The following is a 22,315-nucleotide window of genomic DNA, read 5'->3' on the forward strand; positions in this document are numbered from 1 at the left end:
CCAAAGGTCACGTGGGTTGGGATGAGCCAGGAAGCGATTCGGCGGTATATCTGCCTAACAATGGCAGGAGCCCGAGGGCCAACCAGACCGAACCAGAGTCACTGGAGGTAAAGAGTACGGATGCTTTCAGAAAGCCTGAGCCCTGACAAGCCGCCGCGAACAACAAACGACACAAAAAGCGATGCAGCACCCGAAAAATCCGGGCAATAAAAAAGGGGTCGCTTGGCGACCCCTTTTTATCGATTTGGTAGGCACAATTGGACTCGAACCAACGACCCCCACCATGTCAAGGTGGTGCTCTAACCAACTGAGCTATGTGCCTTCGATGGGTGCGCATTCTACGCAGATCTTTTCGGGCGTCAACAAGTTTTTTCGCTAACTTACTGAAATAGTCCAATTTTTTACGTTCGGTAGGATCGTTGAATATTTTGCACAGCCACTAGCCGGCTATTTGCAACTCAGGTAGCATCCGATCATTCGTAAAAAATAAAGAACAGAGGTTCAATATGGCGCACACGGCATACCCACAATCCTATTACGCCGCTTCTGCCAACCAGGCCGCTCAACGCCCCGCCCTGCAGGGAGAAGTGGAAACCGATGTGTGCATCATCGGTGCCGGCTACACCGGTCTGTCCACGGCCCTGTTCCTGCTGGAGAACGGCTTCAAGGTCAGCATCCTGGAGGCGGCCAAGGTCGGTTTCGGCGCATCCGGCCGCAACGGCGGGCAGATCGTCAACAGCTATAGCCGCGACATCGATGTCATCGAGCGCACTGTCGGCCCGAAGCAGGCCCAGCTGCTGGGGCAGATGGCCTTCGAAGGCGGCCGCATCATTCGTGAGCGCATCGCCAAGTACGACATCCAGTGCGACCTGAAGGACGGCGGCGTGTTCGCCGCACTGACCAGCAAGCAGATGGGCCATCTGGAAGCACAGAAGAAGCTGTGGGAGCGCTACGGCCACACCCAGCTGGAACTGATGGACGCAGCGCGCATCCGTGAAGTGGTCGCCACCGACAACTATATCGGCGGCATGCTGGACATGAGCGGCGGCCATATCCACCCGCTGAACCTGGCACTGGGTGAAGCCGCTGCAGTCGAATCGCTCGGCGGCGTGATCTACGAACAGTCGCCGGCCATTCGCATCGAGCGCGGCGCCAACCCGCTGGTGCACACCCCGGAAGGTCGCATCAAGGCCAAGTTCGTCGTGGTCGCGGGCAACGCCTACCTGGGCAACCTGGTACCGGAGCTGGCCGCCAAGTCGATGCCGTGCGGCACCCAGGTGATCACCACCGAGCCGCTCTCCGATGAGCTGGCCGCCAGCCTGTTGCCGCAGGACTACTGCGTCGAGGACTGCAACTACCTGCTCGACTACTACCGTCTCTCTGGCGACAAGCGCCTGATCTACGGCGGCGGCGTGGTCTATGGCGCACGCGACCCTGCCAACATCGAGGCCATCATCCGGCCGAAGATGCTCAAGACCTTCCCGCAGCTGAAAGACGTGAAGATCGATTACGCCTGGACCGGCAACTTCCTGTTGACCCTGTCGCGCCTGCCGCAGGTCGGTCGTATCGGCGACAACATCTACTACTCCCAGGGCTGCAGCGGCCATGGCGTGACCTACACGCACCTGGCCGGCAAGGTGCTGGCCGAGGCGCTGCGTGGCCAGGCCGAGCGTTTCGATGCCTTCGCCGACCTGCCGCACTACCCCTTCCCTGGCGGCCGCCTGTTCCAGGTTCCGTTCAGTGCCATCGGCGCGTGGTACTACACGCTGCGCGACAAGCTGGGCGTCTGACCCGACCCATCGACGAAAACGGCGCCCGAGGGCGCCGTTTTCGTTTGTCTCATGGACAGGCCGGCAAGGCCTGGCACTGTCCGGCCGAACCGGCGACCTGCGGCGGCGCGGCGAAGCGCGCGTCCTGCGGTGCCAGGCGCTGCGCGCATGCCTGGGCCTGGCGCGCCTCGCCCGCACAGCTGCGCTCCCCCAGCAGCTGGGACAGGTTGTACCAGCCGGCGGCGAAGTCGGGCTCGCGCTTGAGGCTCTCGCGCAAGGCCTGCTCGGCGCCCTGGCGGTCACCATCGGCATAGCGGCTGTTGCTCATGGCGAACCAGGGCAGTGCCTGCTCCGGCCAGGCCTCGGCCGCGCGGCGATAGGCACGGCGTGCCGGCTGGGCGTTGCCGGTCTGCTCCAGGTCATTGGCCGCCTGCATCCAGGTGTGCATGTCGGCCTGCGCCGGCAGCCGCTCCGGCGGCAGCGTCAGCACCGCCCAGCGACCGCCACGCGCCCAGGTCTTGTCGAAGCTGGTAAAGCTGTCCTCGAGCCGTCGCGTGGTGGCCGAACGCAGGACCAGCGTGCGCTCGCGGCGGTCATAGCCCACCACCACCGCGAAGTGCCACTGGGGATACCAGTCGAACGCCAGGTTCTGCAGCACCAGCACCGGGTTGCCCGCCGCGACCTCCGCCAGTATCGCCTCCAGGCGCGGCTGCAACGGGTAGACCAGCAGCTCATGGCTGCGCGCAGCGGCGACCATCTCGACCTGCAGGCTGCCCTCGCGGCCGGGAAGGTAGACCTTGTCCTTGAGTGCACCTGGCGTCGTCAGCACGCCACGCTGGTTGAGCATGGTGGCCAGCGCCGCCGGCCCGCACTGGTAGGCGTCCTGCGGGAAGAAGGGCACATCGGTCAACTCGACGCGCTCAGGCAGGCGCTGGGCCTCCGGCGATAACACCGGAGACCGCGCGCAGGCTGCGAGTAGAACGACGGATGCGATACAGCAGAGGCGGATCAGCGATTGATGCATTTGACGAAACTGAAGATGTTGGTGGCGCACAGCATATCAGTGATGATGAAGATCACCAGAAACAGCACGATGATGCCGACCACACCGGCACCGGCAGGCGCCTGATCGAGCTGCTGGTTGAACTGCGCCAGTTCGGCCGGCGTCAGGCTGGCGATACGCGACTCGACCTGCTCGCGATCAACGCCCATGGCGACCAGTTTGTCCTTGACCTGCTGATCATCGAGCATGGCCATCAGCTGTTGCTGGTCGACCTGGTGCTGCTGCTCGGCGATCACCTCCTGAGTGCCGATCATCGCGGCGTTCGCCGCAGGGATCTGCGCGACCAGCAGCAGATGAAACAGCGCAGTGACAGCGGCCAGACGACGCATGGCGGGGTTCATGGAAATTGTCATTGTGGTTATCTCCTGAGGGATGAGGTAGCCAATAGACAGCATCCGAATCGCTCAGGTTCAGACCACCAGTCCGCCGTTGCTCAGGTTTCCTGCAGCAGCCGGCTGAGCACCGCGCGCAGCTTGCCCGGTTTGACCGGCTTGTTCAGCAGTGGCGCCCCCAGCGCCTGCAGCTGGCGACGACAGGCGTCGCTGCGGTCGGCGCTGATGATCAGCGCCGGGATCGTCCGGGAAAAGCGCTCGCGCAGCTGCTGGATGACCTCGCAGCCCAGCACGCCGTGGTCGAGGTGGAAATCGGCGAGGATCACCTCGGGCGCCCTGCCCTGCAGGTTCTCCAGCGCCTCGGGCAGATCCAGCGCGGTGACCACCTCGCAGCCCCACTGGCCGAGCAATGCCGCCATGCTGTGGAGAATGTCCGCTTCGTTGTCGATCACCAGCAGGCGCCGCCCCGGCAGCGGATTGCCAAGCACCGCCTGCGCCACCGGCTGCACCTGGCGCAGCGGATGCTGGCGGGCCAGCGGCACGCGGATGCTGAACAGCGAGCCGCGCCCCGGCTGCGAGCGTACCTGCACCGGATAGCCGAGCATGCGTGCGATGCGCTCGACGATGGCCAGGCCGAGGCCGACCCCCTTGCGCTCCGCCGCGCGGCCGACGTCCAGCTGATTGAATTCGAGGAAGATGCTGTCCAGCTGATCAGCGGCGATGCCCCGCCCGCTGTCCCAGACCTGCAGTTCGACGAAGTCGCCGCGGCGCCGCGAACCGAGCAGCACCCCGCCCGCCTCGGTATAGCGGCAGGCGTTGCTGAGGAAGTTGCGCAGAATGCGCGTCAGCAGACGAAAATCGGTGTGCACGGCGCAATCGGCGATCTGCACGCGCAGGCGCAGGCCACTGGCCCCGGCAACGCCCTCGAACTCCGAGGCCAGCGGCGCCAGCAGTTCTTCCAGGCGATAGGTGTCGACGTCCGGTTTGATCGCCGCCTGGTCCAGCTTGGAGATATCCAGCAGATCGGCCAGCAGGTCCTCGGCGCCTTCGAGAGCCAGGTGGCTGCGCTCGACCAGGTTGTGCTCGGCGCTCGGCAGCGCCCGCTCACGCAGCGTGGAGATCAGCAGGCGCGCGGCGTTCAGCGGCTGCAGCAGGTCATGGCTGGCCGCTGCCAGGTACTTGTCCTTGCTGCGATTGGCGGTCTCGGCGGCATCGCGTGCCTCGCGCAGGGCCAGTTCGATGCGTTCGCGCTCTTCGATCTGGCGCTGCAGGTTACGGTTGGATTCGAGCAGTTCGAAGGTGCGCGCGGCCACGCGCTGCTCCAGTTCGTCGTTGAGCAGCTGCAGACGCTGCTGGGCCTGCTTGCGCTCGGTGATGTCGGCGACGAAGCCCTCGAAGACCCCTTCGCTCTCGGGCTTGAGCAACAGGTTCATCAGCACGTCGATGGTGCTGCCGTCACGACGGCGCAGGCGCGTTTCGTAGCCGAGCAGAGCCTGCCCCTGGCTCAGGCGGTCGCGGATCAGCGCCAGCTCGTCGAAGCCGCCGACGAACAGGTGCCGGGCCAGGTCGTCCGGCGCCCACAATACCTGCAGCGGATCGTCATAGCCGAGCATGCGCGCCATCGCCGGATTGGCCGCCAGCACACCGTCCTGCAGGCTGGCCTGGATGATGCCGTGCACGGCGTGTTCGAACAGCCATTTGTAGCGATTGCGCTCGACTTCCAGCTCTTCCAGGCGCGCCAGCAGCTCCGGGTAATGGCTCTTGCGCGCCGACTGGCTGCCAAGACCGAGCAGCCCGGCCAGCGCCTCGTCAGAGCGCCTCGCCATAGACCACCTCGACGTCTCGCTGCGTGGACTCGCGCGGGTTGGTGAGAATGCAGGGGTCGTCCATGGCGTGGCTGGACAGGAAGGGAATGTCCGAGGTGCCGACGCCGTGCAGCCCCAGGGTCTCGCGGAAGCCCACGGCATGCTTGAAGGCGATCAGGTGCTCGACCAGGCGCTGGCGAATCTGCGCATGGTTGAGGCCACGGCAGTCGATGCCGAGGGTCTCGGCGATCACCTTGAAGCGCTCCGGCGCCGCACTGTAGTTGAACGCCACCACATGCTCGACCAGCACCGCATTGCACAGGCCGTGCGGCAGGTCGAGGAAGCCGCCCAGGCTGTGGCTCATGGCATGCACCGCGCCGAGGATGGCATTGGAGAACGCCAGGCCGGCCTGCATGCTGCCGAGCATGATCTTCTCGCGCAGGGCGATGTCGTGCGGGTTGGCGATCATCGCCACCAGGTTGCCGTTGATCAGGCGCATGGCCTCCAGCGCGTGCGGGTCGGTCAGCGGGCCGTTGCCGGTGGAAACGAAGGCTTCGATGGCGTGCACCATGGCGTCGATGCCGGTACAGGCGGAGAGGAAGGGGTCCATGCTCAGCGTGGTTTCCGGGTCGATCAGCGACACATCGGGCACCACGGCCTTGCTGACGATGGAGAACTTCATCCGCTCCTGCTGGTTGGAGATGATCACGAACTGCGACACGTCGGCCGAGGTGCCGGCGGTGGTCGGAATCAGGATCAGCGGCGGGCTGGGCACGCGGATGGTGTCCACCCCCTCGAATTCGAGGATGCTGCGCCCGTGAGCGACGACGATGCCGATGCCCTTGGCGCAATCCATCGGGCTGCCGCCCCCTACCGCGACGATGACGTTGCAGCCCTCGCTGCGGTACAGCTCGGCGCCTTCCATCACCTCCTCGACACGGGGGTTGGGCGACACGCGGGTGTACAGGCAGTAGTCGATGCCCTGGTTCTGCAGGCTCGCCTGCACGTCACCCGCCCAGCCAGCAGCGACCACGCCCGGGTCGGAAACCACCAGCACCTTGCGTGCACCGAAGGTCTTGGCGTAGTTGCCGACATTGTGCCGAGAGCCGGCACCGAAGATGATCTCGGGAGAAACGAACTTGCGCAGCTGACTCAAATCGTGGCTCATACAACGGCCTGAAGTTTCTTGTTATGGATGGCGCTCAGCCTACTGCATTGCTCGGCTAATGCAATGCGACCAGCGTTCAGTGCAAACCCTGGTAGAAGGCATGCTCGGCGCGCAATGCGCTGGCCAGATTGGCGGCCTGACGAAAGCCGTGGCGTTCTTCGGCGAACAGCTGGTATTCGACTGGCAAACCGCGCTGGCGCAGGGCCTCGACCATGGCTTCGGTCTGGCTCGGCACCACCACTGCGTCCAGGGCGCCCTGAAAGAAGATCACCGGCACGCGGATGCGCTCTGCCTGCAACAGGGGCGTGCGCGTGCGGTAGCGCTCGACATGCTGCTGCGGGTCGCCAATCAGCCAGTCCAGGTAGTCGGCCTCGAACTTGTGCGTCAGCCTGCGCAGGGCCAGCGGATCGCTGACCCCGTAGAGGCTGGCGCCGCCGCGCAGCGCCGGCAGCTCGACCAGGGCGCGCAACGCACTGAAGCCACCGGCACTGCCACCGCGCACGAACACGCGCTGCGGGTCGACACGCCCGGCGTCGACCAGGCTATCGATGGCGGCGCGGATGTCCTCGACCTCCAGCTCGCCCCAGCCACCGGCCAGACGCAGGCGGTACGCGCGGCCATAGCCGCTGCTGCCACGGTAGTTGAGGTCGAGCACGGCGTAGCCGCGCAGCGTCCAGAAGGCGATGCGCGGATCGAATACCGGGTAGCAGGCGGAGGTCGGGCCGCCATGCAGGAAGATCACCAGCGGCGGACGCGTCACGGCCGGGACAGGCGCGTAGAAAAAGCCGTGGCACTGCTCGCCCTGCCCCACCGGGCAACTCAGGGCCTCGGGGCGGGAAAGCAGCGGCGCGGGCAAGGGCTGCGCCCCACCGGCAAGGACCTGCAGGGCGCCATCGCAGCGACGAATGGCGAGTACCGCCGGCAGCCGATCCGGCGCGGCGGCGATGCAATAGAAATACTCGGCATCCGCGCTCAGGCCACGGAAGCGCGTGAAGCCCGTGGCCAGCCGACGTTCGCCGGCTGCGTGGTGCCCCGTCGCGCTCGCGCCCAGCGCACAGGCAACCAGCACACCCGTGCCCTGCTCAAAACGGCTCAGCAGGAACTCGCCATCGTCCAGCGCCAGATAGGTGCGCCCGCCCAGCTGCCAGGGCGCTGCGGCGTGATCGGCAGGTGCGACGTCCAGTGTCATGCGCTCGTCGACGCACTCCGGCTGCCACCAGCCGGCCTGGTCACTCAGGACCCACAGACGGCCCCGGGCATCGAAGCGCGGTTGCTGCAGGGAGCGGTCGCCACGCTCTCCCATCATCACCTGCGTGCGCTCGCCGGACTCGCGCTGGCACAGGCGCGTGGCGATCCAGGGCTGGTCGGGGCGGTCCCACTCGATCCAGGCCAGGCGGCGGCCATCGGCATCGGCCACCGGCGCCGCGTAGAAGTCGGCGCCCTCCACCAGCACGTCGCACTTGCCGGTGAGGCCGATGCGCACCAGTCGATGCACTACAGCATCGCCTTGATGACTTTCCTCGACCGCCAGCAGCGCCTGCCAGGCAGGCACGAAGCACAGGTCGCCGTAGCGGCAACTGGCGTTTGCCGTCAGCGCCTGCGGCTCGCCTTGCGCAGGAGCCAGCAGCAGATGGTAGACCTGCTGATCAGCCTCATTGACCAACGCCACGCCCTGATCGGTGGCGCAGCAGGCGCCGCCGCCGTACTCGTAGACCCGGCTGCGCACGGAGAACCCCGCTGGCGTCAGTTCCCGGCTCGCACCATCGCGCCAGAAGAACAGCCCGCAACGCGCCCGTTCAGGATCGAAGGCCACCCACAGCAGGCCACCATGAGCCGCCTGCAGCTCGGCGAAGTCGGCGCTGGCGGCAGCGGCCTGCTCGGCACTCCAGAGCGAGTCGGGATCGCGCTCGTCTACGCCTTGCATATGATCCGCGAGGCCTTCTCGTTGCGAAACTGCAGGGCGTCCAGCCCCAGCGGCGCGGTCTCGGCCTGCTGACGGGCGGCGAGGATCAGGTCATGCCGCGCCGACTTGCTGCACACCGGGTCGGCATTGCTGGCGTCGCCGGTGAGCATGAAGGCCTGGCAGCGACAGCCGCCGAAGTCCTTGTGCTTCTCGTCGCACGAGCGGCACGGCTCGGGCATCCAGTCGTCGCCGCGAAAGCGATTGAAACCGAACGAATGCCGCCAGATATGCTCGACGCTGTGCTCGCGCACATTGGGAAACTGCACCGGCAGCTGCCGCGCGCTGTGGCACGGCAAGGCGGTGCCGTCGGGGGTGATGTCGAGAAACAGGTTGCCCCAGCCGTTCATGCAGGCCTTCGGGCGTTCCTCGTAGTAGTCCGGGGTGACGAAGATCAGCTTGCACGGGTGCTGCTGCGCCGCCAGCTTGTCGCGCCACTGGTTGGTGATGCGCTCGGCGCGCTCCAGCTGCGCCCGCGTCGGCAGCAGACCGGCACGGTTGAGTTCGGCCCAGCCGTAGAACTGGCAGGTGGCTAGCTCGACGAAGTCCGCCTCCAGCTCCAGGCACAGTTCGATGATGCGCTCGATGTTGTCGATGTTGTGCCGGTGGGTGACGAAATTGAGCACCATCGGGTAACCGTGCGCCTTGACCGCACGGGCCATGGCCAGCTTCTGGGCGAAGGCCTTCTTCGAGCCGGCGAGCAGGTTGTTCACCTCCTCGTCGGCGGCCTGGAAGCTGATCTGGATGTGATCCAGCCCGGCCTCGGCGAACTCGGCGATGCGCGCCTCGCTCAAGCCAATGCCGGAGGTGATCAGGTTGGTGTAGTAGCCCAGGCCACGGGCCGCCGCGATCAGCTCGGCCAGGTCCTGGCGCACCAGTGGCTCGCCGCCGGAGAAACCCAGCTGCGCAGCGCCCAGTTCACGGGCCTGGCGGAAGACCTCGATCCATTCGGCAGTGGACAGCTCGGCGCCCTGCCGGGCGAAATCCAGCGGGTTGGAGCAGTACGGGCACTGCAGCGGGCAGCGGTAGGTCAGTTCGGCCAGCAGCCACAGCGGCGGCCCGACCTGCACGCCCAGCTTAGCGAAGCTCGATCCAGAACTGAGCATGGGCCACCTCCATGAAGGCGAGGATGTCTTCGTCGATACCGGGTACGTCCGGGAAGCGCTGGTGCAGGTTGCCGATGATCTCGGCCACCGAGCGCTTGCCGTCGACCTGCTGGAGAATCTCGCTGGCGCTGTCGTTGAGCTTGATCATGCCTTCCGGATAGAGCAGCACGTGGCAGCCCTGGGCCGGCTCGAACTGCAGGCGAAAGCCACGGCGGATGGCAGGTACGCTGGCCAGGATCGAGGCGCTCATGGATGGCTCCGTCATCATCTGGCTCATGGCGCGATCCCCCGATGCCAGAGGCGCTGTTCGGTCACCGTGTGATACGGCGGGCGTTGCAGTTCATAGGCCATGCTCATGGCATCGAGCATGCTCCACAGCACGTCCAGCTTGAACTGCAGGATCTGCAGCATGCGCTCCTGGGCATCGCGGGTGCGGTAGTGCTCGAGGGTGATGCGCAGGCCATGCTCGACATCACGGCGCGCTTCCTTCAGGCGCTTGCGGAAGTAGTCGTAGCCGCTGCCGTCGATCCACGGGTAGTGCTGCGGCCAGCTGTCCAGGCGCGACTGGTGAATCTGCGGGGCGAACAGTTCGGTGAGCGAGCTGCTGGCCGCTTCCTGCCAGCTGGCGCGGCGGGCGAAGTTGACGTAGGCATCGACGGCGAAACGCACGCCCGGCAACACCAGCTCCTGCGACAGCACCTGCTGGCGATCCAGGCCGACCGCTTCGGCCAGGCGCAGCCAGGCCTCGATGCCGCCCTCCTCGCCGGGGGCACCGTCGTGGTCGAGAATGCGCTGCACCCACTCGCGGCGGGTCTCGCGATCCGGGCAGTTGGCGAGAATCGCCGCATCCTTGAGCGGGATGTTCACCTGGTAGTAGAAGCGGTTGGCCACCCAGCCCTGGATCTGCTCACGGCTGGCGCGCCCTTCGTACATGGCGCGATGGAACGGGTGGTGGATGTGGTACAGCGCGCCCTTGGCGCGCAGCGCCTGCTCGAATTCGGCAGGGCTCATGGCAGGTTGGCTCATCGGCACTCCGTCTTGTTGTCATCGGCCTGTTACAGCGTGATGCTCATGCCATCGAATGCGACCTCGACACCCTGCGCATCCAGTTCGGCGCGCTCGGGCGAGTCGAGGTCGAGAATCGGGTTGGTGTTGTTGATATGGATGAGGACCTTGCGCGCCGCCGGCAGGCCTTCGAGGACCTCGAGCATGCCGCCCGGGCCGCTCTGGCACAGATGGCCCATCTCGCTGCCGAGCTTGTCGCCGACTTCGCACACGCGCATCTCGTCGTCACGCCACAGCGTGCCGTCCACCAGCAGGCAGTCGGCGCGGCGCATCCAGCTCAGCAGTTGCTCGTCCACCTGGCCGAGGCCCGGGGCGTAGAACAGGCTGCGGCCACTGCGCCGGTCCTCGATGAACAGGCCGATGTTGTCGCCCGGATGCGGGTTGCCACGGTGTGGCGAGTACGGCGGTGCACTGCTGCGCAGGGCGATGGCAGTGAGGCTCAGTGCCGGGCAGGCCGGAATGCTGAACGGCTTGGCGTCCAGGCCGATCAGGCGATGCTGCAGCCCGCCATTCCAGTGGCTGAGCATGTTGAACAGCGGAAAGCCGGTGGTCAGGTCCTGATGGACCATCTCGGTACACCAGACCTCGTGCGGGCAGCCTTCGCGCAGGGTCAGCAGACCGGTGCAGTGATCGATCTGGCTGTCGAGCAGGACGATGCCGGCGATCGCCGTGTCGCGCAGCTTGCGCGCCGGCTGCAGCGCCGGGAAGGCCTCGATCTGCGCGCGGATGTCGGGCGAGGCGTTGCACAGGATCCAGCGCTCGCCATCATCGGAAATGGCAATGGACGATTGCGTACGCGGTTGCGCGCGCAGGGAGCCGGCGCGCACGCCACGGCAGTTGCGGCAGTTGCAGTTCCACTGCGGGAAACCACCGCCGGCGGCGGAGCCAAGAATCTGGATATGCATGACGGGTCACCAGCGGGATGCCCCGGTCGAGCCGGGGCCAGGAGCGATCAGCGGTTGGCGAAATACAGGGTGACTTCGAAGCCAATACGCAGGTCGGTGTAGGCGGGTTTAGTCCACATGGTGCGGTCCTCTTGTTATTCAGCCGGGGCATTCCGGCAACCCCATTAAGCCCCCGCCAGGCAGGTGGCCAAATGGTACTTTGGGAGGAGATTCGCCTGGCATTGGTAGGTACGGTCGAGCGGCGGAACGCCGGGGTCAGGCAACCGGCGCGCAGAAAAAACGCGGCCGAAGCCGCGTTGCGATAAGGATCTGCTGCCGTTCGGGCCCATGGCTGCCTGCAGACCCACCCGGACAGGGTTGCTCGCCTGGCAATGGGGCGGCGCGCCGGAGCGAGCGCACCGCCCTGGGTACATGGCCGGCTCACGATCCCGCGAGCCGGAGACCTGCTGCCAATGCAGCAGCAGATCCTGTGCTGGCTGTCAGAAGAAGCCCAGCGGATTGATGTCGTAGCTGACCAGCAGGTTCTTGGTCTGCTGGTAGTGATCGAGCATCATCTTGTGGGTCTCACGCCCGACCCCGGACTTCTTGTAGCCGCCGAAGGCAGCATGCGCCGGGTACAGGTGGTAGCAGTTGGTCCATACGCGGCCCGCCTTGATCGCGCGGCCCATGCGGTAGGCGACGTTCATGTCGCGGCTCCACACGCCGGCGCCCAGGCCGAACTCGGTGTCGTTGGCGATGGCCAGCGCCTCGGCCTCGTCCTTGAAGGTGGTCACGCCGATCACCGGGCCGAAGATCTCCTCCTGGAACACGCGCATCTCGTTGCTGCCCTTGAGCAGCGTCGGCTGGATGTAATAGCCGCTGGCCAGGTCGCCCTCCAGGCGCTCGGCCGCCCCGCCGGTGAGCACCTGGGCACCCTCCTGCTGGGCGATCTCCAGGTAGCTGAGGATCTTGTCGAACTGCTGCTGCGAGGCCTGGGCGCCGACCATGGTGTCGGTGTCCAGCGGGTTGCCGCGCTTGATCTGCTTGACCTTCTTCATCACCTCGGCCATGAACGGCTCGTAGATCGACTCCTGCACCAGCGCGCGCGACGGGCAGGTGCACACCTCGCCCTGGTTGAAGAAGCCCAGCACCAGGCCCTCGGCGGCCTTCTCGATGAAGGCCGGCTCGGCGTTCATGATGTCGGCGAAGAAGATGTTCGGCGACTTGCCGCCCAGCTCGACGGTGGACGGGATGATGTTCTCGGCCGCGCACTTGAGGATATGCGAGCCGACCGGGGTGGAGCCGGTGAAGGCGATCTTGGCGATGCGCTTGCTGGTGGCCAGCGCTTCACCGGCCTCGCGGCCGAAGCCCTGGACGATGTTGAGCACGCCGGGCGGCAGCAGGTCGCCGACGAGCTCGGCCAGCAGGGTGATCGACAGCGGGGTCTGCTCGGCCGGCTTGAGCACGATGGCGTTGCCGGCGGCCAGGGCCGGTGCCAGCTTCCAGGCGGCCATCAGCAGCGGGAAGTTCCACGGGATGATCTGCCCGACCACGCCCAGCGGCTCGTGGAAGTGATAGGCCACGGTGCCGTCGTTGATCTCGGCGGTGCTGCCTTCCTGGGCGCGGATGCAGCCGGCGAAGTAGCGGAAGTGGTCGGCGGCCAGCGGCACGTCGGCGTTGAGGGTTTCGCGCACGGCCTTGCCGTTGTCCCAGGTCTCGGCCACTGCCAGCAGTTCGAGGTTGGCTTCGATGCGGTCGGCGATCTTCAGCAGGATGTGCGAACGCTCCTGCACGCTGGTGCGGCCCCAGGCATCGGCGGCGGCATGGGCGGCGTCCAGCGCCTTGTCGATGTCGGCGGCGTTGGAGCGGGGGAATTCGGCGATCACCGAGCCGTCGACCGGGCTGGTGTTGCTGAAGTACTGGCCGCTGAGCGGGGCGACGAACTCACCGCCGATGTAGTTGCCGTAGCGCGGCTTGAGGGTGACGACGGCGCCTGCTGTACCCGGTTTCGCGTAAATCATGATGCTGACCTCTCTTGTTGTCGGAGCCCGCTCCCGATAGTTGGAACGAGTCATGGTTCGATCTTAGGAAGCCCCCCGGAACCTCGGTATGCGCCCATGGCACAGATCGCCTAGTCATTTGGTAGTAGAGCGGCAAGCTCTCTGGCATGGGCCTTTGGCAGCGAGGCGCGAGACTGCGGAAGCTAAAGGCTAGACCCGTTCGCTGCGTCTTGCGTTCCCGCAGGCGAAAATTCGCCCGTGGCATTTCGCAGCAGCCTGGTGCGCTTGGCGCGTCCCCGGAAACGCCGATGGCCGGACAGGGTCCGGCCATCGGCTTCGAGTTGTCAGGAAATCCGGAGCAGCCAGTGATCAGCCCCCTCGCTCGGCAATGAGCGAGGGGGCCGATGACCTGGCCGCCCGGCGATCAGTGCTTGGCCACCAGGTCCTTCGGCAGCTTGAAGGTCCACAGCATGCCGCCCTGATTCAGGTGCTTGATGCGCTTGGCCACCTCCCCCCCCCACAGCGGCACCGCACCGCCCCAGCCGGACAGCACGGAGACGTACTGCTCGCCATCCATCTCCCAGGTCACCGGCGAACCGATCACCCCGGAGCCGGTCTGGAATTCCCAGACCTTCTCACCGGTCCTGGCATTGAAGGCCTGCAGGTAGCCCTCCGGGTTGCCGGTGAACACCAGGTTGCCCTTGGTGGTCAGCACTCCGCCCCACAGCGGCGCGTAGTTGGTCTGGCGCCAGACCTCCTTGCCGCTCTTCGGATCGATGGCGCGCAGCACGCCGATATAGTCCTCGTTGAGCGGCTTGATGGTGAAACCGGCACCGAGATAGGCCGCGCCCTTCTTGTAGGCGATGTCCTCGTTCCAGATGTCCATGCCCCACTCGTTGGACGGCACGTAGAACAGCCCGGTGTCGCGGTTGTAGGCCATGGGCATCCAGTTCTTCGCGCCGAGGAAGGCCGGCGCCGAGAACACGCTGCTGCCCTTTTCCTTGGCGCTCGGCGAGCCCGGACGATTGCTGTCGTCGTAGATCGGCCGGCCGTTCTTGTCCAGGCCCTTGGCCCAGGTGATCTTGTCGACGAAGGGGAAACCACGGATGAACTTGCCGTTGGTGCGGTCGAGCACGTAGAAGAAGCCGTTGCGGTCCGCCGTGGCCGCGGCCTTCACGGTCTTGCCGCCATCCTGGTAGTCGAAGGAGATCAGCTCGTTGACGCCGTCGAAGTCCCAGCCGTCGTGCGGAGTGGTCTGGAAGTGCCACTGGATGGTGCCGTCGTCCGGGTTCAGCGCCAGGCGCGAGGAGGAATACAGGTTGTCGCCCGGACGCAGGTGCGAGTTCCAGGGCGCCGGGTTGCCAGTGCCGAAGAACAGCAGGTTGGTGTCGGCGTCGTAGTAGCCGCCGAGCCACGGCGCGGCGCCACCGGTCTTCCACAGGTCGCCCGGCCAGGTCTTGCCGGCCTCGCCGCCGCTGATGCCGTTCTCCACCGCCTTGCCGTCCTTGTAGACGTAGCCCATGTGGCCTTCGACGGTCGGACGGCTCCACAGCACCTGGCCGTTCTTCGGATCGTAGGCCTCGATCTTGCCGACCACGCCGAATTCGCCACCGGACACGCCGGTGATCAGCTTGCCGTTGACCACCAGCGGCGCGGCGGTGATCGAGTAACCGGCCTTGTGGTCGGCCACGCGCTTGCTCCAGACCACCTTGCCGGTGTCCTTGTTCAGGGCGATCAGCTTGGCGTCCAGGGTGCCGAAGATCACCAGGTCGTCGTACAGCGCCACGCCACGGTTGATCACGTCGCAGCACGGGCGGATGTCGTCCGGCAGGCGCGCCTCGTACTGCCACAGCTCACGGCCCGTGCGCGCATCGACGGCGAACACCCGCGAGTAGGACGCGGTGACGTACATCACGCCGTCCTTGATCATCGGCTGCGCCTGCTGGCCACGCTGCTTCTCGCCGCCGAAGGACATGGTCCACACCGGGCGCAGCTCCTTGACGTTCTGCTCGTTGAGGATGTTCAGCGGGCTGTAGCGCTGGCCCTGCAGGCCGAGGCCATTGGTGACGATCTCGTCGGTGGTGGTGGCGTCCTTGAGAATCTCGGCGTCGGTGACCGCCAGCGCGGCGGCGGACGGCATCAGCATCGCTGCACACAGCGCGGTGAGGAGGAAGGGCTGGCGAAGACCGGTACGTTTCATTGCGGCTACCTCTGCGGGTTCATTGTTATTGCCGGGAAATTTTCCCGGTCTGCCGCAAATTCTTGGCCCGACCCGGCGCCCCAACAATTGCACCCCCAGCCGATTTTCCTCGTTCCTTGGTAGCAATACCTGCATCGGCGCGATTGCAGTGGTAATCGCTTTGCCCGACACTTGGCCGCCCCGCACCCATCGACCGGAGACACCCGTGCCCCATCCACGCCAGGAAATTCTCGATCATCCCGATGCGCTGGACTGCACGGTCTATCGCCCCGACGAGCAGGACCCGGATGCCGAAGAGCAGGACCTGGGCGACGGCAAGGTGCTGCTCACCGGCTCCTTCGAGCCACCGACCGACTGGGATGCCCACCAGCGCGAGGACTACTTCGGCGAGGAAGACCCGCTGCACTTCGTCACCGCCCATATCGAGTGCCTGGCCAAACCGGCTACCAAGGCCTTCTTCATGGTCGAGAGTGGCGACTACGTCGCCGTGCAGGTCAGCCTCAGCGAAGTGGTGATGTACTACGTCTACGACCACGAAGAAACCGAGCACGGCCGTCACTACGTACTGATTCGCGACGACGAAGAGCTCTGATTGCTGAGCGTGGGAGGCGCTTCGGCGGCGAAGCTCTGGTGCGCGGGTCGCGGCTAAAGCCGCTCCTACAGGAGCAACCTGTGACCCTGGTCAGATCAGCCCGTAGCCCGGATGTAATCCGGGAAACCATGCCCACACCCCGGATTTCATCCGGGCTACCTGACCGTGGGAGGCGCTTCGGCGGCGACGCTCTGGTGCGCGGGTCGCGGCTGAAGCCCCTCCCACAGAAGCAACCTGTGGCCCTGGTCAGATCGGCCCGTAGCCCGGATGTAATCCGGGAAACCATACCCACACTCCCCGGATTTCATCCGGGCTACCTGACCGTGGGAGGCGCTTCGGCGGTGCCGCTCTGGTGCGTGAATCGCGGCTGAAGCCGCTCCTACAGGGGCAACCTGTGGCCCTGGCCAGATCGGCCGTAGCCCGGATGAAATCCGGGAAACCATGCCCACACCCCCGGATTTCATCCGGGCTACCTGACCGTGGGAGGCGCTTCAGCGGCGACGCCCTGGTGCGCGGCGCGCGGGTCGCGGCTGAAGCCGCTCCTACAGGGACAACCTGTGGCCCTGGTCAGATCGGCCCGTAGCCCGGATGTAATCCGGGAAACCATGCCCACGCCCCCGGATTTCATCCGGGCTACCTGACCGTGGGAGGCGCTTCAGCGGCGACGCTCTGGTGCGCGGGTCGCGGCTGAAGCCGCTCCTACAGGGGCAACCTGTGGCCCTGGTTAGATCGGCCCGTAGCCCGGATGTAATCCGGGAAACCATACCCACGCCCCCGGATTTCATCAGGGCTACCTGACCGTGGGAGGCGCTTCAGCGGCGACGCCCTGGTATGCGCAGCGCGCGGCATGCAGGCCGCTACTCCTGGCGATCCACCCGGCCCATGGCGTTGCGCTCGTAGCGCGGGTAGAGGTGGCTGACACTGCGGATCAGCTCATAGCGGCTCAGGCTGACTCCGGCGAAGCGCTCGGGGATCGGCGCACGTATCAGCTCGTTCATCTCCGCGCCCTGCTCCGCCCCCTGGCGCAGCACGCCATCGAGCCACCCCAGGTAATCACGCATCTGCACGAAAGGCGCCGCATCCGTGGCCAGCGGCCCGTGGCCAGGCACGATCTGCTTCCAGGGCAGGGCTTCGAGGCGGTCCAGGTCGGCCAGCCATACGTCCAGCCCCGGGCTGTTCGGCGTGGTCAGCGCCCGCTGGTAGAACAGCAGATCGCCGGCGAACAGCACGCCGCTGCGCTCATCGAGAATCGCCAGGTCGGCGCCGGTGTGCCCGCGCAGCGCCAGCAGGCGCAGACGCCGCCCGCCAATCTCCAGCTCACCCTCCTCCAGCGCCTCGCTGGGCAGCACCACCTCGGTACCGCGCATCCAGTCACCGACCAGGCGATACATGTTCTCCGCCATGGCGTCGCCCTGTTCGGCCAGCAGGCGGGTGGTACCCGGCAACGCGGCGATGGGCACGTCGCTGAAGGCCTGGTTGCCCAACACGTGATCCGGGTGGTGATGAGTGAGCAGCACGCGCAGCAGCGGCTTGCCGGTCACCTGCTCGATACGCTGGCGCAATGCCTCGCCGTAGCGACGCGAGGGCCCGGTATCGATCACCACCACACCAGCGGCGGTCTCGATGAAGCCGACGTTGACGATGTTGCCGCCATTCTTCGCGGCGAAATTATCGGTGCTGCCCTCCACCAGCCAGACGCCCTCGGCGATCTGTCGCGGCTGCAACTGATAGTCGAGCGCCTGCGCCAGGCCGGCGAGCAGACAGGTGAGCAATAGTATCCAGCGCATGGAAGCCCCCTGGTGGACACCTCAGGAACCACCTGCGGTTCTGGACGTGCCCCAAAATGGTTGTGCATGTGGCAAGCCGCCGTGCTCAGAACGCCGCCTGGAACTCGTTGCCGTTGTTGTCGCGCAGCCACAGCTCGGCAGGCTGGTCACCGCGCAGGTCGAAGGTCAGCGTCGGGTTCTCGCTGACCGCCGGAAACAGCTCGAGGCGCCCCAGCACCTGGCCATCGGCGCTGCGCAGTTCGGCCTGCTCGATGTAGAACTCGGGGATGCCGCCGACCAGGCCGTTATCCATCGGGTGCGAGACCTGCAGGCGCAGGCGGCTGTCCTCGCCACGCACGAAGCGCTTGCCCAGCACCTGGCCGAGGCGCTCCTCCCAGCCGGCTTCGGCACGCACCACGCTGGGCGCCGTGCAGCCCCCGCCAGCGGCTTCGATACGGGCCGAGCCGACATGCCAGATGCCATCCTCGGTGAGCACCGCCGCGCGGATCGGCGTGGCCTGCTCGACGCGGATACGAATGGCCAGGCTCGGTTCCAGTTGCTTGCCGGGGCTGAAGTCGAGAATGCGCGGGATCGGGTTGAGCTCGGCCCAGGCCAGGATGCGCCTGACCTTGCCGCGGTAGGCGCTGGCGTCGATGCGGATCGGCACCTGGCGGGCATCCTCGGCGAACGGCGGCACCTCGAGGCGTATCCGCTCGTCGAAGACGAAGGGCTGCCCCTCGAGCAGACGCTGATGGTAGTAGTCCCACATCACCGAGGTGACCGGATCGGGCGCAGCCGCCCGCACCTCCCAGGCCCAGGCGAACAGGGCCAGCATCACCAGGCTACGCCAATCCATCGTCCACCTCCGCCCGTCATTGATAGGATTCAGGCTTCTCGTAGCGCAGGCCGTAGTGCGCATACAGGCGCTCGACCGAGCCATCGAGAATCAGCTTCTCCAGTTGCTCTTCCAGGGCATAGGCCAGCTGCCGGTTGCTCTCATGCACCGCCATGCCGACGTCCCAGATCTGCCGTCCCATGTCCGGGTAGGCGTTGTCGGCCAGCGCCAGTTGCGTATCGCCCGCCTCATGCAGCAGCCAGTCCACTTCGCCCCGCAGGGCCATCACCGCGTCCACCTCGCCAGTGCGCATGGCGGCGAACGCCAGGCTCGGCGACGGATAGTGACGCGCCTGCGAGCGCAGCAAGCCATCGCGCACCGAGCTGAGGTAGAACGACGGCACGCTGTCGACTTCCACGCCCACGGGATGGTTCTGCAGCGCATTGATGCTCGGCACCTCGGCCAGGCGGCGCCGGTCGTAGGCGAGCTGCCAGCGTTCGCGCTGATAGTGACCGAACATCACCACGCGCTCGTTGACCAGCTCACCCAGCTCGTTGCGCAGCTGGGCGAACTCGCGGTCATAGGGCACGCGCATCATCAGGTCGGCCAGCTGCCCCTGCGCGGTGACCCGGCCACGCCAGATGTAATCGCGCAGGTCGTCGTCGAGCTTCTCCCCTGGCGGCGCCCAGGTCACCTGCAGCTTCAGGCCCAGGCCCTCGGCCAATGCCTTGACCAGCTCGTAGTCGACGCCACGCGGCTGGCCGTCCTGCTCGAAGCTGTAGGGCGGAAAGTTCTGGTACAGCGCGACCCGCAGCACGCCCTCCTCCTGAATGCGGTCGTAGTCACGCACCTGCGCCTGGGCCGCCCCCAGTGGCAGCAGCAGGCCGCACAGGAGAATCAGCCGGCGCACGCCCACTGCGATCATGCCGGCATCGCCGCGTACGCAAGCGAGTCGCGCTGCAGTGCGCGAGGCCGAGTGCAGGAGATCGATCATCCGCCTCTCACTCCTCGACGTGCACGCTCTCCAGGTAGCTGCGCACCGCCCACAGCGCCTCCTGGCTGAGGTAGTCGGCCATCTTCGGCATGTACACGCGGCCATCGCGCACCGCACCGTTGATCACGCGCTCCTTGAACCACTCGTCACCCGTGGCACCCAGTTCCAGCAGACGCAGGTCCGGGGCGATGCCGCCGGATTTGGCCTCCAGGCCATGGCACGCGGCGCAGTTCTGGTTGTACGCCGAGGAGCCGATCTCGATCGCCCGCGGATTATCGCGATAAGGATTTTCGTCCAGCCATTCCTCACCCAGCGGCTCCAGTCCGTCGGTATTGACCGCCTGCGGGACCACATCGCCATGCGCCCAGAGGTTGGTCGATGCGGCGAGCAACAGCAGCGCCAGGGTGGAGTGGATCTTCTTGTTCATGGCTAGGACCTCATCTAATGCACGCAAGACAGCCCGTTCAGAGCTCGTGGCGACCATCTTAGAAAGGCCGCGCAGAGCACCGAATGCTGCTTTGGTGGTCGCGTCCTAGTCCCTTGGTAGTAGGGCTTGGGTGGGGGTTCTGCCAGTGCCTTGGCAGCAAGGCCAAGTCATGTGCCGACCGGGAAATCCTCCCGGCAAAGGCGGGAGTTTTTCCGTAGGCGCGCAGGTGGCCGGGTTCCACCATCGGCTTGCCTCTGCAGGGCATCTCCAGAACCGCGTTCTTGCGGTGCCACTGCGGCGACCTACCACCTCCAATGGGAAGCACAACGATGACAACAACAAACCTACCCAGCACCCCACGCCCCCTGGCGCTTGCCCTGATGCTGGCGGGTGGCCTGGCGCTGAGCCAGGCTGCACTGGCCAAGCCGGTCACCTGGGACGACATCGCCAACGACCACAGCACCACCAGCAACGTGCTGCAGTACGGCATGGGCACCAACGCCCAGCGCTGGAGCCCGCTGGCCCAGGTGAACGCCGACAACGTGTTCAAGCTGACCCCGGCCTGGAGCTACTCCTTCGGTGACGAGAAGCAGCGCGGCCAGGAGTCCCAGGCCATCATCCACGACGGCGTGGTCTACGTGACCGGCTCCTACTCGCGGGTATTCGCCCTGGACGCCAAGACCGGCAAGCGCCTGTGGACCTACAGCCACCGCCTGCCCGACGACATCCGCCCGTGCTGCGACGTGGTCAACCGTGGCGCCGCCATCTATGGCGACAAGATCTACTTCGGCACCCTCGACGCGCGCGTCGTGGCGCTGAACAAGGACACCGGCAAGGTGGTGTGGAACAAGAAGTTCGGCGATCACTCCGCCGGCTACACCATGACCGGCGCCCCGACCCTCGTGAAGGACCAGAAGACCGGCAAGGTACTGCTGATCCACGGCAGCTCCGGTGACGAGTTCGGCGTGGTCGGCCGCCTGTTCGCCCGCGACCCCGACAGCGGCGAGGAAGTCTGGATGCGCCCGTTCGTCGAAGGCCACATGGGCCGTCTCAATGGCCAGGACAGCACCCCGACCGGCGACGTGAAAGCCCCCAGCTGGCCGGATGACCCCAACCACCCGACCGGCAAGAAGGCAGCCTGGAGCCAGGGTGGCGGCGCGCCGTGGCAGAGCGCCAGTTTCGATGCCGAAACCAACACCATCATCATCGGCGCCGGCAACCCGGCACCGTGGAACGGCTGGGCACGCACCAGCGACGGCGGCAACCCGCACGACTACGACAGCCTGTACACCTCCGGCCAGGTCGGCGTCGACCCCACCACCGGTGAGGTGAAGTGGTTCTACCAGCACACGCCGAACGATGCCTGGGACTTCTCCGGCAACAACGAACTGGTGCTGTTCGACTACAAGGACAAGGACGGCAAGGTCACCAAGGCCACCGCGCACGCCGACCGCAACGGCTTCTTCTACGTGGTCGACCGCGCCAACGGCAAGCTGAAGAACGCCTTCCCCTTCGTCGACAAGATCACCTGGGCCAGCCACATCGACCTGAAGACCGGGCGCCCGGTGGAGAACGAAGGCCAGCGTCCGCCCAAGCCGAAAGCCGGCGAAACCAAGGGTGCCGTGGTCGAGGTCTCGCCCCCCTTCCTCGGCGGCAAGAACTGGAACCCCATGGCCTACAGCCAGGACACCGGCCTGTTCTACGTGCCGGCCAACCACTGGAAGGAGGACTACTGGGCCGAGGAAGCACACTACAAGAAGGGCTCCGCCTACCTGGGCATGGGCTTCCGCATCAAGCGCCTGTATGACGATCACGTCGGCATCCTGCGCGCCATGAACCCGACCACCGGCAAGGTCGCCTGGGAACACAAGGAGCGCCTGCCGCTGTGGGCTGGCGTGCTCGCGACCAGGGGCAACCTGGTGTTCACCGGCACCGGCGACGGCTACTTCAAGGCCTTCGACGCCAAGAACGGCAAGGAGCTGTGGAAGTTCCAGGTCGGCACCGGAATCATCTCCCCGCCCATCACCTGGGAGCAGGACGGCGAGCAGTACATCGGCGTGACTGCCGGCTACGGCGGCGCGGTTCCGCTGTGGGGTGGCGACATGGCCGAGCTGACCAAGCCGGTGGCCCAGGGCGGCTCCTTCTGGGTGTTCAAGCTGCCCAGCTGGGACAAGGCCAGCGCCCAACGCTGACGGCAACAGGCCTGGCGTACTTCGCGGTGCGCCAGGCCCTTACTCGTAGGAGTGGCTGGGCGGCATTGCGATTCAGCGCCTTGCCTGGGGTTCGCTCCGCTCCACCCAGACTACACACCAGGCGCACCGCCTGTGGGAGGGGCTTTAGCCGCGACCG

At 66.1% G+C, this 22,315-nt stretch carries 19 protein-coding genes and 1 tRNA gene; 3 read left to right on the forward strand and 17 right to left on the reverse strand.

Translation table 11 applies throughout. From position 1 onward, the window contains the following. Positions 1-245 precede the first annotated feature (245 nt). A tRNA-Val gene (locus FIV02_RS14470) sits at positions 246-322 on the reverse strand. A 184-nt stretch (positions 323-506) separates the two neighbouring features. Here FIV02_RS14470 and FIV02_RS14475 point away from each other — a divergent pair. Further along, positions 507-1,790: an FAD-binding oxidoreductase gene (locus FIV02_RS14475; RefSeq protein WP_037055095.1), complete on the forward strand. Its 1,284-nt coding sequence runs from the start codon at positions 507-509 to the stop codon at positions 1,788-1,790. A 49-nt stretch (positions 1,791-1,839) separates the two neighbouring features. Here the strand turns inward: FIV02_RS14475 and FIV02_RS14480 are convergent, their stop codons facing one another. The 12 genes from FIV02_RS14480 to FIV02_RS14535 form a co-directional block, all read right to left on the reverse strand. Continuing rightward, on the reverse strand, positions 1,840-2,793 hold the full coding sequence (locus tag FIV02_RS14480; RefSeq protein ID WP_172979160.1) for a PA2778 family cysteine peptidase: 954 nt from the start codon (positions 2,791-2,793) through the stop codon (positions 1,840-1,842). Next, positions 2,778-3,185 carry a PA2779 family protein gene (locus FIV02_RS14485; protein WP_037055091.1) on the reverse strand — a complete coding sequence of 136 codons (408 nt, stop codon included), beginning with the start codon at positions 3,183-3,185 and terminating at the stop codon, positions 2,778-2,780. Before FIV02_RS14485 ends, FIV02_RS14480 begins: the two co-directional genes overlap by 16 nt. An 80-nt stretch (positions 3,186-3,265) precedes the next feature. After that, complete coding sequence (locus tag FIV02_RS14490) at positions 3,266-4,990, reverse strand: NahK/ErcS family hybrid sensor histidine kinase/response regulator (protein ID WP_152489019.1); 1,725 nt, start codon at positions 4,988-4,990, stop codon at positions 3,266-3,268. Then, on the reverse strand, positions 4,974-6,137 hold the full coding sequence (ercA, locus tag FIV02_RS14495) for an alcohol dehydrogenase-like regulatory protein ErcA (protein WP_134678042.1): 1,164 nt from the start codon (positions 6,135-6,137) through the stop codon (positions 4,974-4,976). Before ercA ends, FIV02_RS14490 begins: the two co-directional genes overlap by 17 nt. Before the next feature lie 76 nt (positions 6,138-6,213). Then, positions 6,214-8,061: a S9 family peptidase gene (locus FIV02_RS14500; protein ID WP_152489020.1), complete on the reverse strand. Its 1,848-nt coding sequence runs from the start codon at positions 8,059-8,061 to the stop codon at positions 6,214-6,216. After that, entirely contained in the window at positions 8,049-9,203 is a 1,155-nt protein-coding gene (gene pqqE / locus FIV02_RS14505; protein WP_152489021.1) for a pyrroloquinoline quinone biosynthesis protein PqqE, read from the reverse strand. The genes FIV02_RS14500 and pqqE overlap by 13 nt, the downstream gene beginning before the upstream one ends. After that, the gene (pqqD, locus tag FIV02_RS14510; RefSeq protein ID WP_152489022.1) at positions 9,175-9,453 is read right to left on the reverse strand and encodes a pyrroloquinoline quinone biosynthesis peptide chaperone PqqD; all 279 of its coding nucleotides are present in this window, start codon (positions 9,451-9,453) and stop codon (positions 9,175-9,177) included. Before pqqD ends, pqqE begins: the two co-directional genes overlap by 29 nt. Before the next feature lie 23 nt (positions 9,454-9,476). Then, complete coding sequence (gene pqqC, locus FIV02_RS14515) at positions 9,477-10,229, reverse strand: pyrroloquinoline-quinone synthase PqqC (RefSeq protein ID WP_152489023.1); 753 nt, start codon at positions 10,227-10,229, stop codon at positions 9,477-9,479. Between the two features lie 29 nt (positions 10,230-10,258). Next, complete coding sequence (gene pqqB / locus FIV02_RS14520) at positions 10,259-11,173, reverse strand: pyrroloquinoline quinone biosynthesis protein PqqB (protein ID WP_134678045.1); 915 nt, start codon at positions 11,171-11,173, stop codon at positions 10,259-10,261. A gap of 47 nt (positions 11,174-11,220) precedes the next feature. After that, entirely contained in the window at positions 11,221-11,292 is a 72-nt protein-coding gene (pqqA, locus tag FIV02_RS14525) for a pyrroloquinoline quinone precursor peptide PqqA (protein ID WP_080756929.1), read from the reverse strand. Between the two features lie 360 nt (positions 11,293-11,652). Beyond that, a complete protein-coding gene (locus tag FIV02_RS14530) occupies positions 11,653-13,173 on the reverse strand; it encodes an aldehyde dehydrogenase family protein (protein WP_152489024.1) in 1,521 nt (506 codons plus the stop codon). Between the two features lie 403 nt (positions 13,174-13,576). After that, on the reverse strand, positions 13,577-15,352 hold the full coding sequence (locus tag FIV02_RS14535) for a methanol/ethanol family PQQ-dependent dehydrogenase (protein WP_037057533.1): 1,776 nt from the start codon (positions 15,350-15,352) through the stop codon (positions 13,577-13,579). A 205-nt stretch (positions 15,353-15,557) separates the two neighbouring features. Between FIV02_RS14535 and FIV02_RS14540 the strand changes: the two genes are divergently transcribed. Then, positions 15,558-15,944: a hypothetical protein gene (locus FIV02_RS14540; RefSeq protein ID WP_037057534.1), complete on the forward strand. Its 387-nt coding sequence runs from the start codon at positions 15,558-15,560 to the stop codon at positions 15,942-15,944. An 857-nt stretch (positions 15,945-16,801) separates the two neighbouring features. Here the strand turns inward: FIV02_RS14540 and FIV02_RS14545 are convergent. From FIV02_RS14545 to pedF, 4 genes are all read right to left on the reverse strand, one after another. Further along, positions 16,802-17,731 (reverse strand): quinoprotein relay system zinc metallohydrolase 1, encoded by a 930-nt coding sequence (locus FIV02_RS14545; protein ID WP_152489025.1) that lies wholly within the window; start codon positions 17,729-17,731, stop codon positions 16,802-16,804. 85 nt (positions 17,732-17,816) lie between these two features. Then, entirely contained in the window at positions 17,817-18,566 is a 750-nt protein-coding gene (locus FIV02_RS14550) for a quinoprotein dehydrogenase-associated SoxYZ-like carrier (RefSeq protein ID WP_152489026.1), read from the reverse strand. A gap of 16 nt (positions 18,567-18,582) precedes the next feature. Then, entirely contained in the window at positions 18,583-19,455 is an 873-nt protein-coding gene (locus FIV02_RS14555; RefSeq protein ID WP_152490127.1) for an ABC transporter substrate-binding protein, read from the reverse strand. 91 nt (positions 19,456-19,546) lie between these two features. Next, positions 19,547-19,966, reverse strand: a complete 420-nt coding sequence (gene pedF / locus FIV02_RS14560; protein ID WP_037057218.1) for a cytochrome c-550 PedF — start codon at positions 19,964-19,966, stop codon at positions 19,547-19,549. Positions 19,967-20,295: 329 nt separating this feature from the next. Here pedF and exaA point away from each other — a divergent pair, with 329 nt between their 5' ends. Then, positions 20,296-22,158, forward strand: a complete 1,863-nt coding sequence (gene exaA / locus FIV02_RS14565; RefSeq protein ID WP_152489027.1) for a quinoprotein ethanol dehydrogenase — start codon at positions 20,296-20,298, stop codon at positions 22,156-22,158. Positions 22,159-22,315: the final 157 nt, after the last annotated feature.

The organism is Pseudomonas sp. THAF187a (genome assembly GCF_009363395.1).
Taxonomy (GTDB): Bacteria; Pseudomonadota; Gammaproteobacteria; order Pseudomonadales; family Pseudomonadaceae; genus Aquipseudomonas; species Aquipseudomonas khazarica.

Excerpts from the sequence above, each read along its gene's own strand:
- FIV02_RS14475 (WP_037055095.1), top strand. The coding sequence starts at position 507 with ATGGCGCACACGGCATACCCACAATCCTATTACGCCGCTTCTGCCAAC.
- FIV02_RS14480 (WP_172979160.1), bottom strand. The coding sequence starts at position 2,793 with ATGCATCAATCGCTGATCCGCCTCTGCTGTATCGCATCCGTCGTTCTA.
- FIV02_RS14485 (WP_037055091.1), bottom strand. The coding sequence starts at position 3,185 with ATGACAATTTCCATGAACCCCGCCATGCGTCGTCTGGCCGCTGTCACT.
- FIV02_RS14490 (WP_152489019.1), bottom strand. The coding sequence starts at position 4,990 with ATGGCGAGGCGCTCTGACGAGGCGCTGGCCGGGCTGCTCGGTCTTGGC.
- ercA (WP_134678042.1), bottom strand. The coding sequence starts at position 6,137 with ATGAGCCACGATTTGAGTCAGCTGCGCAAGTTCGTTTCTCCCGAGATC.
- FIV02_RS14500 (WP_152489020.1), bottom strand. The coding sequence starts at position 8,061 with ATGCAAGGCGTAGACGAGCGCGATCCCGACTCGCTCTGGAGTGCCGAG.
- pqqE (WP_152489021.1), bottom strand. The coding sequence starts at position 9,203 with ATGCTCAGTTCTGGATCGAGCTTCGCTAAGCTGGGCGTGCAGGTCGGG.
- pqqD (WP_152489022.1), bottom strand. The coding sequence starts at position 9,453 with ATGAGCGCCTCGATCCTGGCCAGCGTACCTGCCATCCGCCGTGGCTTT.
- pqqC (WP_152489023.1), bottom strand. The coding sequence starts at position 10,229 with ATGAGCCAACCTGCCATGAGCCCTGCCGAATTCGAGCAGGCGCTGCGC.
- pqqB (WP_134678045.1), bottom strand. The coding sequence starts at position 11,173 with ATGCATATCCAGATTCTTGGCTCCGCCGCCGGCGGTGGTTTCCCGCAG.
- FIV02_RS14530 (WP_152489024.1), bottom strand. The coding sequence starts at position 13,173 with ATGATTTACGCGAAACCGGGTACAGCAGGCGCCGTCGTCACCCTCAAG.
- FIV02_RS14535 (WP_037057533.1), bottom strand. The coding sequence starts at position 15,352 with ATGAAACGTACCGGTCTTCGCCAGCCCTTCCTCCTCACCGCGCTGTGT.
- FIV02_RS14545 (WP_152489025.1), bottom strand. The coding sequence starts at position 17,731 with ATGCGCTGGATACTATTGCTCACCTGTCTGCTCGCCGGCCTGGCGCAG.
- FIV02_RS14550 (WP_152489026.1), bottom strand. The coding sequence starts at position 18,566 with ATGGATTGGCGTAGCCTGGTGATGCTGGCCCTGTTCGCCTGGGCCTGG.
- pedF (WP_037057218.1), bottom strand. The coding sequence starts at position 19,966 with ATGAACAAGAAGATCCACTCCACCCTGGCGCTGCTGTTGCTCGCCGCA.
- exaA (WP_152489027.1), top strand. The coding sequence starts at position 20,296 with ATGACAACAACAAACCTACCCAGCACCCCACGCCCCCTGGCGCTTGCC.